This is a genomic window from Adlercreutzia faecimuris (assembly GCF_022669055.1).
Taxonomy (GTDB): Bacteria; Actinomycetota; Coriobacteriia; order Coriobacteriales; family Eggerthellaceae; genus Enterorhabdus; species Enterorhabdus faecimuris.
This window is the reverse complement of sequence record NZ_JAJMLW010000002.1, coordinates 26594-40625: the sequence shown is the minus strand read 5'-3', so window position 1 is coordinate 40625 and position 14032 is coordinate 26594. Positions and strand designations below refer to the sequence as shown.

Annotated in this window: 13 protein-coding genes; 2 read left to right on the top strand and 11 right to left on the bottom strand. The window is 60.9% G+C overall.

The window, feature by feature from the left end:
• The first annotated feature begins 70 nt into the window (after positions 1-70).
• Positions 71-2095 (top strand): L,D-transpeptidase family protein, encoded by a 2025-nt coding sequence (locus tag LPT13_RS05390; protein WP_242165329.1) that lies wholly within the window; start codon positions 71-73, stop codon positions 2093-2095.
• Positions 2096-2138: 43 nt separating this feature from the next.
• Here LPT13_RS05390 and LPT13_RS05385 read toward each other — a convergent pair whose 3' ends face one another.
• The 10 genes from LPT13_RS05385 to LPT13_RS11685 all read right to left on the bottom strand — a co-directional run bounded on the left by LPT13_RS05385 (position 2139) and on the right by LPT13_RS11685 (position 12298).
• The gene (locus LPT13_RS05385) at positions 2139-3038 is read right to left on the bottom strand and encodes an NTP transferase domain-containing protein (protein WP_242164372.1); all 900 of its coding nucleotides are present in this window, start codon (positions 3036-3038) and stop codon (positions 2139-2141) included.
• An 11-nt stretch (positions 3039-3049) separates the two neighbouring features.
• Entirely contained in the window at positions 3050-4648 is a 1599-nt protein-coding gene (locus LPT13_RS05380) for an ABC transporter permease subunit (protein ID WP_242164370.1), read from the bottom strand.
• Positions 4649-4655: 7 nt separating this feature from the next.
• The gene (locus tag LPT13_RS05375) at positions 4656-5435 is read right to left on the bottom strand and encodes an ABC transporter ATP-binding protein (RefSeq protein WP_242164368.1); all 780 of its coding nucleotides are present in this window, start codon (positions 5433-5435) and stop codon (positions 4656-4658) included.
• Positions 5423-6442 carry an extracellular solute-binding protein gene (locus tag LPT13_RS05370; RefSeq protein WP_242164366.1) on the bottom strand — a complete coding sequence of 340 codons (1020 nt, stop codon included), beginning with the start codon at positions 6440-6442 and terminating at the stop codon, positions 5423-5425. Before LPT13_RS05370 ends, LPT13_RS05375 begins: the two co-directional genes overlap by 13 nt.
• A gap of 205 nt (positions 6443-6647) precedes the next feature.
• Entirely contained in the window at positions 6648-7232 is a 585-nt protein-coding gene (gene rfbC, locus LPT13_RS05365) for a dTDP-4-dehydrorhamnose 3,5-epimerase (RefSeq protein ID WP_242164363.1), read from the bottom strand.
• A 24-nt stretch (positions 7233-7256) separates the two neighbouring features.
• Entirely contained in the window at positions 7257-8273 is a 1017-nt protein-coding gene (gene rfbB, locus LPT13_RS05360) for a dTDP-glucose 4,6-dehydratase (protein ID WP_242164361.1), read from the bottom strand.
• Positions 8274-8277: 4 nt separating this feature from the next.
• A complete protein-coding gene (rfbD, locus tag LPT13_RS05355) occupies positions 8278-9192 on the bottom strand; it encodes a dTDP-4-dehydrorhamnose reductase (protein ID WP_242164359.1) in 915 nt (304 codons plus the stop codon).
• A 1-nt stretch (position 9193) separates the two neighbouring features.
• Positions 9194-10096, bottom strand: coding sequence for a glucose-1-phosphate thymidylyltransferase RfbA (gene rfbA, locus LPT13_RS05350; protein ID WP_242164357.1), 903 nt, complete (start codon positions 10094-10096; stop codon positions 9194-9196).
• A gap of 117 nt (positions 10097-10213) precedes the next feature.
• Positions 10214-11434 carry a lipopolysaccharide biosynthesis protein gene (locus LPT13_RS05345; RefSeq protein WP_242164355.1) on the bottom strand — a complete coding sequence of 407 codons (1221 nt, stop codon included), beginning with the start codon at positions 11432-11434 and terminating at the stop codon, positions 10214-10216.
• 6 nt (positions 11435-11440) lie between these two features.
• Complete coding sequence (locus tag LPT13_RS11685) at positions 11441-12298, bottom strand: LicD family protein (RefSeq protein ID WP_347263971.1); 858 nt, start codon at positions 12296-12298, stop codon at positions 11441-11443.
• A gap of 72 nt (positions 12299-12370) precedes the next feature.
• Between LPT13_RS11685 and LPT13_RS05335 the strand changes: the two genes are divergently transcribed.
• Complete coding sequence (locus LPT13_RS05335; protein WP_242164353.1) at positions 12371-13177, top strand: glycosyltransferase family A protein; 807 nt, start codon at positions 12371-12373, stop codon at positions 13175-13177.
• Here the strand turns inward: LPT13_RS05335 and LPT13_RS05330 are convergent.
• Entirely contained in the window at positions 13171-14016 is an 846-nt protein-coding gene (locus LPT13_RS05330; protein WP_242164351.1) for a LicD family protein, read from the bottom strand. The two genes, LPT13_RS05335 and LPT13_RS05330, sit on opposite strands and share 7 nt — an antisense overlap.
• Positions 14017-14032: the final 16 nt, after the last annotated feature.

Here is a 14032-nt window from a genome sequence, read left to right as displayed (position 1 = left end):
CTCAGCACCGGAGAAACGAGGAGTAGAATGACGTCATCGAATCGTTAGTCTCTAAGAGCAGGTGATCGGCATGTTGAACAAAAGTTCGCTGCACGCGCACGCCCTGGAAACGGCGCTCGCGTTCCTCTTGATGGGGGGCGCACTCTTCGCCTCGCCCAACGTCCTCCAGGCCTGGGCGGGCAGCGCCGACGCCGGCGCGCAGACGGCTACCGGCGACACAAGCGTCGCGACCGAAGAGGGCAAGGATGCGAGCGTTGCCCCGACCAAGCCCAACGCAACGCAGAAGCCGCCGGCGCAGGGCGAGGCTGACAAGGATCCCGCCACGCCACCGGCCGTCGATGCTGACAAGCCGAGCTCCAAGCCCGAGGAGAAGCCCAAGCCCGATCCGGAGCCCGAGAAGCCCATCACCTACAAGCCGGGCTGGAGCAAAGACGTCAAGGGCCAGTGGCACTACGGCAACGCTGACGGCAAGGCCCGTACCGGCTGGCTGAACGATGGGGGAATCTGGTACTACCTCGACCCGGCGCAGGGCGGCCTCATGCGCACTGGCCGCTATCAGGACACGACGGGTAACTGGTACTACTCCATCGGCTCTGGTGCCATGCAGCGGAATGGCTGGGCGCTTATTGACTCCCGCTGGTATTACCTGACCAACTCCGGCGCGATGCACCGCGGCTGGCTTCACCTTGGACACCGCTGGTACTGGCTTGACCCCTCCAGTGAGTGCGCCATGGCTTCAGGACTCTACCAAGCTGAGGGCCGCTGGTACACCTCAGGCCCTGATGGCGCCTGCCGCATGGGCGGATGGTCTCTTGTGGGCGACAAATGGTTTTGGACCGACGTCTCAGGCGCCACTGTTTCAGGATGGATTCGTCCCAACGGTCGCTGGTACTGGCTCGACCCCGCCAAACATGGCGAGATGGCCACTGGCCTCTACCAGGCGAACGGCCAGTGGTACACCGCAGGCCCCGACGGCGCCTGCCGCATGGGCGGATGGTCGCCCGTAGGCGCCAAGTGGTTCTGGACAGACTCGTCTGGCGCCGTCCGAAGCGGCTGGCTTTACCATGCGGGTCTCTGGTACTGGCTCGACCCCGCCAAGCATGGCGAGATGGCCACTGGTTTTTACCAGGCAAATGGAGAGTCCTATTATTCTGATGCATCCGGAGCCATGGCCCAAAACACCTGGGTAGCCAAAGAGGACAAGAACTTCTTCGCCACCAGCTCCGGCGCGCTTTTAGAAGGAGGCGAGCGCCTGAAAGACGGATGCATCGTCTTCAAGGACAAGGACGGTAAAGCTCTCACCGGCTGGCAGAGCTTGGGCGGGCGTCGATTCTACGCCGACCCCGCCAAGGGCGGGCGGCTTTCCACCGGCTGGATACAGGTGGAGGGAACCTGGTACTGGACCGATGCCCAGCATGTCGTTCGCCTTGGCTGGATGAACATAGACGGACGCTGGTACTGGCTTGAGCCCCCCTCGGGAGCCATGGCCACCGGATGGAAGAACATCGATGGAACCTGGTATTTCCTGCACAGCAGCGGCGCGATGGCCACCGGCTGGATCAACCTCAGCGGCACCTGGTACTACCTGAGCGGGTCGGGCGCCATGGTGACGGGTCGACAGTACATCGACGGCACGTGGTGCGACTTCACTCCGAGCGGCGCGTGGATCGATCCCTCAGCAGCTATGAACGCAAAAGCCCAGGGTATCGCGAGCGCTACGCCCTGGCTCATCTTGGTAGACACTGGCAACACCCGCGTGAACGTCTACTCCGGCTCCCAGGGCCGCTGGTCACTGCAGCATAGCTGGCTCTGCGCCCCTGGCGCGCCCTCGACACCCACCATCAAGGGGTACTTCACCGTTGGCGGCAAGGGCTATTATTTTGACTCCGGCGCCTCACGCTGCTTCTACTACACGCAGTTCCGCGGTAACTATCTTTTCCACTCGACGCTCTACAACAAGCGCCCGACCCCCAGCTCCCCCCAGGACAACCGCGTCGGCATGCAGCTGTCTCACGGCTGCGTGCGCCTGGAGCTCCAAAACGCCAAGTGGATCTACGACAACATCCCCCGTGGCACTAAGGTGTACGTGTTCTAGGGACAAGGGGGGGGGCACGCATTAAGCTCGCCCCCCCCCTCTTTTACACGCAATACGATGGATCGAGCTCTTGCAGCTCGCGAAACGTATCAATCTCCACGAGATCCTCTCGCCGACATTCGCGGATGGCAACCCGATAACGATCCTTACAGTAGCGCAGGGCCACCTCATCCCAATAGCGCTCCTTGCCGCCTGGCATATCGATCACCTTGGGGATGTCCTCAGCAAGCTTGCGCCCATCCTCCTCCGACCAGTAGGAGATGCCGCACATCTGATGGCAGTTGAGCCCACCGACCGCCAGGGAATCGATGATCCCATGCTTCACATGGAAGCACCAGTCATCGGTTCGCTCCACAGGAAAGGCCAAGTAGTTTGTCTCGTACTGGTATTTCGTGATCAGCTGCGGATTTGCGAGCAAGATGTCCGACTCCATCACGTAGGCATTCTCGAGCAGTCCGCTGGCGGCAAGAGCCGAGGAGATGTTGTTGGCCTCGTTGTAGATCTCGTTCTCGATGAACTTAACGTGGGGATAGCGGTAACGCAACTGGTCAAACTGTTCGCCAAGATACCCCCGGACGACGTAGACGTCCTCGATGCCCGCCGCCTCGAGCGCATCGAGAAGCGAGTCGATGATCCGCTTCCCTCTTACGCGTACCAGCGGCTTGGGGGTGTTAAGCGTGATGGGAACCATGCGCTCACCGAAGCCGGCGGCGATGAGGACGGCTCGCTTCACTCGGTAGGGCTCGAGCGCCTCTCTCCCCTCCTCCGTCAGCGTCATCTTATCCAAGAATCCGGCCTCGGTCAGGGATGTGACCAGCTTGTTGACAGAACCAACCGAAAAGCCCGTGGCCGTCGCCAAGTCACGCTGGGTAAGCTTCTCCCCCGCGCGGCCCTCCACTAGCTCGAGCAGCTTAAACTCCTTTGCGGTCAGATTTCCGCTCATTTTTCTTCCTTTCAGGCAGACAGGGACAACCCAACCCTACGCATCAGCAGCTTTTTTATGACGGCGAAAAGTGCCTTGAAAACGATATTAGTCAAAAGCACGAGGAGCGACACGAAGGCAGCGCACTCAGTAAGGCGCTGGGAATCGAAATCGGTGATCAGCAGCGCAAGGGGCATATCCAGGGTAGTGGCGAGGAACGCTACGGCCGAGATGGTCACCATGCAGTTCACGAAGAAGAACGAGAACATCTCTAGAATGGTTCCCGCGGTCTGGGGGACAAGGACGTCCTTCAGGATGCGCCAGCGACTCGCGCCGATAGTCGCGCCGACCGCCTCAAGATTGAGATTCACCTTACCGAGCGCGTTGTAGGCGAGAAGATAGGGCGAGGCGAAGAAGTGCACGATGTTGACAAGCACGAGGATGCCAAGCGTACCATAGAGGAACGACCCCTTGAAGGCGAACACGTAGGAGAGGCCGAGCACGATGCCGGGAATAGCCAGGGTGGTTATGCACGCCAGGTGCAGCACGCGCGCAGACTTGCCGCCCACACGCGCGGTGATGTAACCAGCCAGATAGGCGAGCACCGTTCCGATGGCCGACACAGTCAAGGCTATGACAAGCGAGTTGAGCCAATAGGATCCGGCATTCAGGTTCATCGAGCGTGCTATATTACCCAAAGTGAAAGTAAGATCCGTCGGATACTTCGTGACGAACGACACGAGCACGAAAACGCAGATCGGCAGAAGAATGGCCATGGAAACGATCCCTACCGCCACGTATCCGGCGCAGTCTCGCCGGGGATTGTCACGGATGACCCGCTCCTTCCTGACAAAGCCAAGCCGACCCCTCTCCTGGTTCAGCACGTCCACGAGAAAGGCCACCACGGCAGGCATCAGCAGGATGAAGCCGATAGAGGCACCTGTATCGAAGTTGAGAAGGCCAATCACCTCCTGGTACATGAGCACGGGGAGCGTTATAACCTTGCCGCCCACCATAAGGGGCACGCCGTAGTCTGTCACCACGAGGGTGAACGTTGCGAAGGCGGCAGATATGAGCGGCTTGCGCAGATAAGGAAGCGTGATGCCTGTGAACTGCCTCAACTTGGGAATGCCCAGCACATCAGCTGCCTCGTAGGGCGAGGCATCCTCGTTCTTAAGTACGTCATAGACCAGCAGAAACGCCGAGGGAAAAGAGTACAGCACAGCGCCGACCACAATCCCCCAGAAGCCATAGATGGAGACATCGAGCCCGAGCAGGTTGGTGATAATGCCGTTAGACCCGAGGAGAAAGACCAGGCCCATGCCAAGACCCAGCGAGGGAATGAGCATGGGCAGCGTCATCAGCACGGCGAAGACGCCCTTCCCCCGAATGTTCGTGCGACAGAACACCCAGGAAACCAGCAGGGCAATGCTAAGCGACAGAACCATGGCGATAAGGGCAATGCCTGCAGAGTTGAGGCAAGCAGGCAAGAATTGGGGCGAGCTGAACACTTCCCACGCCGCCGGGTTGAGCAGGTTAGCGAGGAGACCGCAGAGAGGAAGCACCGCAGCAACAAGAAAGAACAGCACCAAGGTGATACGAGTCAGACCGACTCCCTTTGAGATTCCCATGATGCACCTACCTGCCCATGAAGCGGGCGAGGGAATCCATCTTGATCCGCAGGTTCTTGTTCACGAAATCCGCCACGTACTCATCAGCCGGATGTGAGATGATCTGCTCCGGGGTGTCGAGCTGGTGAATTTCCCCACCCCCCATCACCATGATTCGGTCAGAGAGCGCGAATGCCTCCTCCTGGTCATGGGTAATGTAGATCATCGTCGTTCCAAGCCTCTTTTGGATGTCCTTGAGCTCGGCACGCATAGACAGGCGCGTCTCCACGTCAAGGGCGCTCATAGGCTCGTCGAACAGGATGATCTCGGGCTCCAGCACAAGGGTACGGGCAATCGATACACGCTGCTGCTGGCCGCCCGAAAGCTCGTGGATCGGCTTATCGATCTGCGAGGACAGACCGAGCTGCGCGAGTGCCTTCTCCGCAATCTCTCGACGGCGGCCCTTCCGCTCATTGTCGAACCTAAGCGCGTACTCCACGTTTCCACGCACCGTCATGTTCTCAAACAAAGCATAGTTCTGAAAGACGATGCCCATGGATCGCCGGTCTGGAGCAGCGTCCGTGATGTCTACACCGTCAAGCGAGACGGTACCGGCATCAGGCTCGAGCAAACCGATGAGAATACGCAGTGTGGTGGTCTTTCCGCAACCCGAAGGGCCGAGGATGGAGAGGAACTCGCCGTCAAGGACGTCAAAGTCGATACCGCGAAGCACTCCCTTCTCGTCGAAATCCTTCTTGAGCCCGCGGACAGACAGCTTTGGGGTCAATGTCTCCATCAGTACTTCCACTCCTTCAAAAGACGTTCCTTCTCCTCAAGATCCATGATGCCCTCCATGTCGGCATAGACAATATCGCTCGGATAGTTCTCAATCTCCCCCTTGAAGTCGCGGAGAACCTGATCGGCGCTGAAATTAGCGTTATCCAGCTTCACACCCTCGGTAGCAAGCCAGTTGAACACGTCCATGACGGCCTGCTTGTGCTGCTTCCCCTCGATGACGCCAATGCAATACACATCCCAAGGCGAGCCTTCCTCGAAAATATGGATGGAGAGAGGAACGCCCTGGTTGATCTCCGTCACCGCCTGGAAGGTGAGACCCAACCCGATGGCCGCCTCGCCTTGAACCAGGGCGTTGATGGGGCCCGAGCCTGATGCCGTGAACTGATAGATGTTCTCTGCCAGTTTGTCGAAGTACGCAAGCGCCCCTTCCTCGCCGTATGCGTTTACCAGACTCTTGAGAAAGTTGTAGGCTGTACCCGAGGTCTTGGGGTTGGCCATGCAGATGAGGCCTTTGTACTGGGGATCAAGCAGATCCTCGTAGCTCTGAGGAACAGGCAGGCCCTTCTCCTTGAGAATCTCATCGTTCACCGCGATACAAGCGCTTTCCCTTGCGAAGGGAACCGACTTGCCCGTAGCGTCAATCAGATCCTCCGCATAGATGCTCATGTCAACACCGGACAGCGAGGCGAGGGAATCAGACACCTGCCGCGTATACCCGCCCTCAAGGTCGAACACGATATCGGCTTCGGAATCCTTTCCCTCCGTCTTAAGACGAGCCGCGTTGTTGCCCGTCGGCAGATAGTGGAGGCGAATGTCATACTGGGGGAACTCCTCATGAAGCGCAGCCATAATGGCCTCATTGCGCATGCCCTCCGCACTCGAATAGATAACAACCGTGTTTTCATTTGAGGAGGATGAGCAGCCTGGCATGAACACCATGAGTCCCGCGACGAGCGCGCCCAGGAGGAGGATGAGAAGCCTCTTGGCCACAGCCGCCTGCACCAAAGCGTTACGCATAACAGATACCCTTCCGTAGAGATGTGCCCTGTTGCTCTCCGTGAACAAATCAGTATCACTAGTTGTTCACGAATAAGCTTTTTATAGAAAACTATGAACGTCATCTTATACCAATGTTCACGATATTGCACTACAAAATATAATCATGAACAAAAAAGCCGGAGATTGCTCTCCGGCTTCAGGACGAGATCGCTGATCCCCTCTTCTACCTCTCAAACGGCGGGTGGTGCCTGTCCTTCTCGCTCAGGATCACCTTGGCGGGGTCGAAGGCCTCGTCGCCCGAGAGCGGGGGCCACTCCACGCCGATGGCCGGGTCGTCCCACATGAGGCCGCCCTCGTCATTGGGGTGGTACACGTCGTCGCACTTGTAGCAAAACTCCGCCTCGTCGCTGAACACGAGGAACCCGTGGGCGAAGCCGCGCGGGACGAAGAACTGCCGGCGGTTCTCGGCCGAGAGGACCACGCCCTCCCAGCGCCCGTAGGTGGGGCTGCCCGGGCGCAGGTCGACGGCCACGTCGAACACCTCGCCCGACACCACGCGCACGAGCTTGGACTGGGGGTGCTCGATCTGGAAGTGGAGGCCGCGCAGCACGCCGCGGACCGAGGAGGACTGGTTGTCCTGCACGAAGTCGCACGTGATGCCGCCCGCCTCGAAGTCGGGGCGCTTGTAGGTCTCCATGAAGTAGCCGCGGTCGTCCCCGTGGCTCTTGACGTCGACGATGACGACCCCCTCGATGGAGGTCTCGGTGAACGTGAAGTTGCCGCTCTCGACGGTGTCTCCGGCTGCCATGCCTCGCTCCTTCCCGGCCCGCGCCTACTGGCCCTGGGCCGCGTACCTGGCCTCGGTGGCCTCCTTGGCCGGGCGCCACCAGGCCTCGTTGTCGCGGTACCACGCGATGGTCTGCGCGAGCCCCTCGGCGAAGTCCGTGTGGGCCGGCTCCCAGCCCAGCTCCCGGCGCAGCTTGGCCGCGTCGATGGCGTAGCGCCGGTCGTGGCCGGGGCGGTCGCGCACCCAGTCGAAGTCGTCCTCGGGCCGCCCCATCGCCCGCAGGATGTCGCGCAGGACGGTGACGTTGTCGCGCTCGCCGTCGGCGCCGATGAGGTAGGTCTCCCCCACCCGCCCGCGGGTGAGGATCGCCCACACGGCGCTGGAGTGGTCCTCGGTGTGGATCCAGTCGCGCACGTTGCGCCCGTCGCCGTAGAGCTTGGGGCGCGCGCCGTCGAGGATGTTGGTGATCTGGCGCGGGATGAACTTCTCCACGTGCTGGTAGGGCCCGTAGTTGTTGGAGCAGTTGGAGATGGTCACGGGCAGGCCGTAGGTGCGGTGCCACGCGCGCACGAGCATGTCCGAGGCCGCCTTGGAGGAGCTGTAGGGGCTCGAGGGGCGGTACGGGGTCTCCTCGGTGAAGCGGGCCGGGTCGTCGAGGGCCAGGTCGCCGTACACCTCGTCGGTGGAGACGTGGTGCATGCGCTTGCCGTGGCGCCGGCACGCCTCGAGGAGGCGGTAGGTGCCCTCGACGTTGGTGCGCAGGAACGGCTCGGGGTCGGCGATGGAGTTGTCGTTGTGCGACTCCGCGGCGTAGTGCACCACGGCGTCGGCGGCGGGCACCAGCTCGTCGAGCAGGGCCTCGTCGCAGATGTCCCCCACCACGAGCTCCACCCGGGCCGGGTCGAGGCCGGCCAGGTTCTCCGGGTTGCCGGCGTAGGTGAGCTTGTCGAGCACGGTCACGTGGCAGTCGGTGTTGTTCGCCACCCAGTGGGCGAAGTTGGAGCCGATGAAGCCGGCGCCCCCCGTGACGATGATGCGCTTGGGCTTGAACTCGTCGGTCATGTCGCTATCCTTCCAGCTCGGGGAGCTTGCTCAGGTACTCGTCCAGGGCCTCGCGCCAGGGGCGCATCCCGTCCCCCACGGCCTCGGCCAGGTGCGCGTTGCGCAGCGACGAGAAGCGGGGGCGGTCGGCGCTCGCGGGGTTGGCGGCCTTGTACTCCTCGCTCGTGCAGCGGACGACCTCGCAGGGAAGCCCCGCGCCGGACAGGGCGGCCTCGGCCAGGTCGGCCCACGAGCAGGTGCCGTTGTTGGTGACGTGGTAGACGCCGTAGTCCTCCGCGAGGGCGAGCCTCAGGATGTTGAGCGCCAGGTCGTTGGCGGAGGTGGGGTTGCCCAGCTGGTCGTCGACGACGGTCACGCTCGGCCGCTCGGCGCCCAGGCGCAGCATGGTCTTGACGAAGTTGCGGCCCACGTAGCCGTAGAGCCACGCCGTGCGCACGACGAAGCAGCGCGGGCAGGCGGCCAGCGCGAGCTCCTCGCCGGCGAGCTTGGTGCGGCCGTAGGCGGAGACGGGGCCCGTGGGATCCCCCTCGACGCGCTCGCCAGGCTCGTCGCCGGGGAACACGTAGTCGGTGGACACGTGGACGAGCTTGGCCCCGCACGCGCCGGCGGCGCGGGCCACGTTCTGGGCGCCGAGGGCGTTCACGCGCCACGCACCCTCCTCGTCGGCCTCGCAGCCGTCCACGTTGGTGACGGCCGCGCAGTTGACGACCAGGTCGTAGGGGCCGTGGGCGGAGAACCACGCGTCCACGGCGGCCGCGTCGGCGATGTCGAGGGCGTCGTAGTCCACGTAGTCGGCCTCCGCGCCGCGCCAGGCCTCGGGCACGGGGCCCGCCTCGGCCCCCATGGTCTCCAGGCAGCGCCTCAGCTCGTTGCCGAGCTGGCCGCGGGCGCCGGTGACGAGGATCCTCGGGGCGCCCACGCTACCCACGCTCCCGGTGCGGGGCGATGCGGCCCTCGACCACCTTGCGCAGGTGGCGTCCGTACTCGCTCTTGCCGCAGCGCGCGGCGGCCTCCTCGAGCTCGGCGAGGGTGATCCAGCCGTTCTCGTAGGCGATCTCCTCGGGCACGGACACGGACAGCCCCTGGCTGCGCTCGACGGCGCGCACGAACTCGCTCGCCTCGAACAGGCTCTCCATGGTGCCGGTGTCGAGCCACGCGTAGCCGCGGCCGAGGGTGACCACGTTGAGCGAGCCGTCCTCGAGGTACATCTGGTTGAGGGAGGTGATCTCCAGCTCGCCGCGCTCGGAGGGCTCGACCCGGCGGGCCATCTCGCAGACGCGGGAGTCGTAGAAGTACAGGCCCGTCACCGCGTAGTTGGACTTGGGGCGCTCGGGCTTCTCCTCGATGGACACGGCGTTGAAGTCCCCGTCGAACTCCACCACGCCGAAGCGCTCGGGGTCGTCGACGTGGTAGCCGAACACCGTGGCGCCGCCGCGGCCCTCGGCGTCCTCCACCGCGCGCCGCAGGTGGCGGCCCAGGCCGTTGCCGTAGAAGATGTTGTCGCCGAGCACGAGCGCGCAGGGGTCGCCCGCCACGAACTCCTCGCCGATGATGAACGCCTGGGCCAGCCCGTCGGGCGAGGGCTGCTCGGCGTAGGAGAGCCGGATGCCCAGGTGGGACCCGTCGCCGAGGAGCCGCTCGAAGTTGGGCAGGTCGGCCGGAGTGGAGATGACGAGGATGTCCCGGATGCCGGCCATCATGAGCACCGACAGCGGGTAGTAGATCATGGGCTTGTCGTACACGGGCAGCAGCTGCTTGCTCGTGACCGTGGTCAGCGGGTAGAGCCGGGTGCCCGACCCGCCCGCGAGGATGATTCCCTTCATGGCCTCCGCTTTCTCAGCAGTGAACTTTCATCAACACTAGATATCATAAAACTTCTTTTGATCAGGAAAAACCATGTTCGACAAAAGGCAGAAAGCCCTTACAAGACCCTCCTCCGGCTACCGCCGCGCAAGAAATGCGACAAGAGCGAAGAGAATGAGAGCCAAGAGGGCCATGAGACAGGTATAGAGCACCGAAGCTCCCCAGAGACCGCCTGCCACGATCGCCGGTCTTACGGCCATGAACGCCATCAGGGCCGTGACCCCATAGCCCACCAGAACAGCCTTCTGGCACCGCATGGTCACCAAGCCATAGTACCCGATAACCGCAGCGGCGTTAAATCCCCCGCCCACAAGGAGAACCATGAGCTCGGGGCGGTATCCGCCAAGATCGATGCCATAGATGAACGAGAGCACGGGGATGCCCAGCCAGTACCCGACGAGCAGCGCCGCTGCAGTAACTCCTATCACCACGAGCAGCCCCTTCGCCAATATCCCAAAAAACGCCCGGCGATCACCCCTCGCCCAAAGAGACGCAAGCGTGTTGAGCAGGGGCTTGAAAACGAATCCGCTCAAGAGATTTATGACCATGGCCGGCATGAACAGAATGGAATAGAAGGTCTGGAACTCCTTTGACATCGCGCTCTCTATGCCATAGCGTGGAGCATTTACCACATACATCAGGAGAAATGATCCGAGAAAAAGCGGGAGGCAGGCAACAAGCAGGCTCTTTATGCCCGATGCGGAGAAAACGGGTCTGAGAGTGGAACGCCTTTTAGCTTCGGGGACATTAAGCACAATAAAGGCGATGAGGGACGCGCCGAGGGACGCGATGCAGGCTATGAGCAGATTGCGCGAGACGAGAAGCACCACCGCAAAGGAGACGAGCATGGCACAAACGCGCCCAAAAAACGCCTTGCCAGCAATGTCAAGCCTGCCCTGCTGCTGAAACATCCCGTGAAACACGTCCTCAAACGCATCAAAGAACCGCAGGCTTGCCAGGAGCGCTAAAAGCACTGCTTCGAACGAGAGTCCATTCGAGTAAAATGCATAGAGAAAGACGCCGACCATCATGAGAGAGCACGTGACGATTCGCGAGGCCAAATACACTCCGAACGAGAAGCGCTCCTCCACATCGGTAGCCTGATAGGGACGCATCTCGTAATGTCCCACGATTTGAAACTGCTGGGCGATCGCAAATGCTATAGAGAAGACGCCTCCCTCGTATGCCCCGAGAATCTGTGTTACCAGAATGAGAAGAACAACACTTGCAAGCGCATTCATGACACTTCCAAGCGTGTTCCAAATGTAATCCCTCTTAAGCTGCGCTGACGAAGTCATGGTCACCTAGCGGTAAGGCCCGAAGTCAAGGGAGCTTGGGTAGTGGTTCTTTCTCTCCTCGATGGGCGGCAACTCCATATACTCCCCGTAGCCACGGCGAAGAAGCGTATCGTAGTCATGGGGAAGAAACACCTTGACCCCATCAAAATCACTCTCCACCAGAGGGAAGAGCTCCTCAAGAGAAGCCGACCAACGTCGCGGATCCCTATCAGCAAAATCCGCCACGCGCCCCGTCGGGCAATCGTCAAAACGCATCGCCGCACGATCCCAACGACCCTGAATCCAGCGCGGAGAGACTCGGAAAAGCCGGAGCATCCCATGGGCTACGCGGCAGCACGACAGCACAAGCGCACGACGCCATCCTGTAAGAGAGACGTGAGGGCAGGGCGTAGCGCAGAGAAACTTGAGGCGTCCCCACAGCCAAGTGGCACGACACTGGCTTCGCAGCTCGGCGTCGTCGTCAACCAGAACGTCAAAGGGGTAGAGTCCCAAGCCAATCGCATATTGATAAGGGCAGTCGCGGAACTCCTCGGGCACGCAAAGCGTCTCCTTGAGGGCAAGATTGGCGTTGCATGCCGGAAAAAACTCTTCCGAACGCGAACTTACCACCTCAAACCGCGGCCCGATTAAAGCCGGAGCCTCAGAAAGAAACCTCTCAAAATCCGCACGCAAAAAACCGATGTCTATGTCATCATCCCAGGGAATAAAGCCCCCGTGCCGCACAGCGCCTATAGCGGTTCCCCCATAGGCGAAGTAAGGAATACCCAAATCTCGGCAAACGCGATCAAGCTCTGCGAGAAGCTCGATCGAAAGTTGCTGCAACTTTCGAAGCTCCTCGGGCTTTTCATACTCTTTATAGTTCACGAAGATTCCCCTTTTGGGCTCGCGCCTATACAATGGATGGGATTAAACCCTATTACCATACAGGAAGAACCCATGTTTACTCCAGCTGATCACACATTCGCCATCTGCGCTTACATGACAAGCCCCTATCTGCGGAGCTGCATCGAGTCGCTCCTTGCCCAAGATGGCGGCGCATCGGCGTTCATTGCGACGGCCACCCCCAATGACCACATTGCCGAACTTGCCAACGAGTACCGTCTCCCCCTCCTCGTCCGCGACGGGGCACCAGGGATCGGGGTAGATTGGAATTTCGCGCTGACCAGTGCCGACAAGCCGCTGGTCACGATCGCCCACCAGGACGACTGGTACCACCCCGACTATCTGGCGGAAATGCTTGCCAAGGTAAACCAGGCGAGCAACCCCCTTCTCTACTTCACGAATTACTCCGAACTGCGAAACGGAGTCTTCGTGGAAGAGAACCGGCTTCTAAGCGTGAAAAGGCGCATGCTCAAACCACTCGAGAATCCCGATCGGTGGCGGAGTCGCAGAGTCCGCCGACGCGCGCTCTCCCTCGGCTCCCCCATCTGCTGCCCGTCGGTCACTCTGGTAAAGGCAAAGACCGACCCGGGCATCTTCCTCTCTGATCTCCAGTCAAACCTCGACTGGGAAGCATGGGCCGACCTGGCCGACCAGCCGGGCGATTTCATCTACAATCCGAGGATCCTGATGGCCCATCGCATTCATGAGGAGTCGGAGACCACACGCCTCATCGAAAACGACGGCCGCACTCAGGAGGATCTTGCCATGTTCAGGCGATTCTGGCCCTCCCCCATCGCAAAGGCCATCAACCTCCTTTACGCGCAGGGCCTGAAAAGCAACGGGCAGCCAGGTTCTCAGTAAGGGCCGAAATCCAATCGGAAGGGAAAATGGTTCTTTCGCTGCTCGACGGGAGGAAGGGTCATATAGTCCCCGAACTGAACGGTCAGGTGCTCCAGATAGTTCGCGGGAACGTTGATCTCGATGCCGCAGAACGGCAGCTTCGCCGCGGGCAGCACCTCGTCTCGAACGAAGGTCGTCGAGAATCGATCCGTGTCACATAGGTAGGCGAACCTCTTCGTATCCTGATCACGATAGCGGTTGCGAGCCTCCTGCTCCTTCGCAAAAACTCGCTCTTTCGACAACCCGCTAACTCGCAGCACGACCGAAGCGGCGCGGCACGCCATGCGGATAACGGAGCCTTTCCAACCCCGCTGGAGTATGACCGGATTGGGAATACTCTGCAGGATCCGCACGTGCGACCAGAACCAGGCATCCCACGCCTGCTTTCGATATGCCCTTTCATCGTCAGACACGGCATCAAGCGCGTAGAGATCCAGGAAGATTCCCAAATCACACGGTATGTCTTTGAGGGGCTCCTCCCTGAACTCCGTGCTCCGCAGCATGAGCCGCGTAGTAGCAAGCGGATACTCAATGTCATGAACAGCGTTCATAACCACGTACTTGCCAGGGTACTCAGCCTCCATGACCTCCAGCAGCTTATCCAGATCCTCCGCGGGCAGTGCGACGTCGATGTCGTCATCCCAAGGGATGAACCCCTGGTGACGAACCGCCCCGAGCACCGTTCCCGCAAGAGCGAACCATTCCAGATCGTAGCGATCGCAAACGTCCATGAAGTCTCGAAGAATGGAAAGCTCACATGCCTGCACATGTTCAAGCGTCTCTTGATCGTATTCCCGCACCTTACTCTTCCTTTCC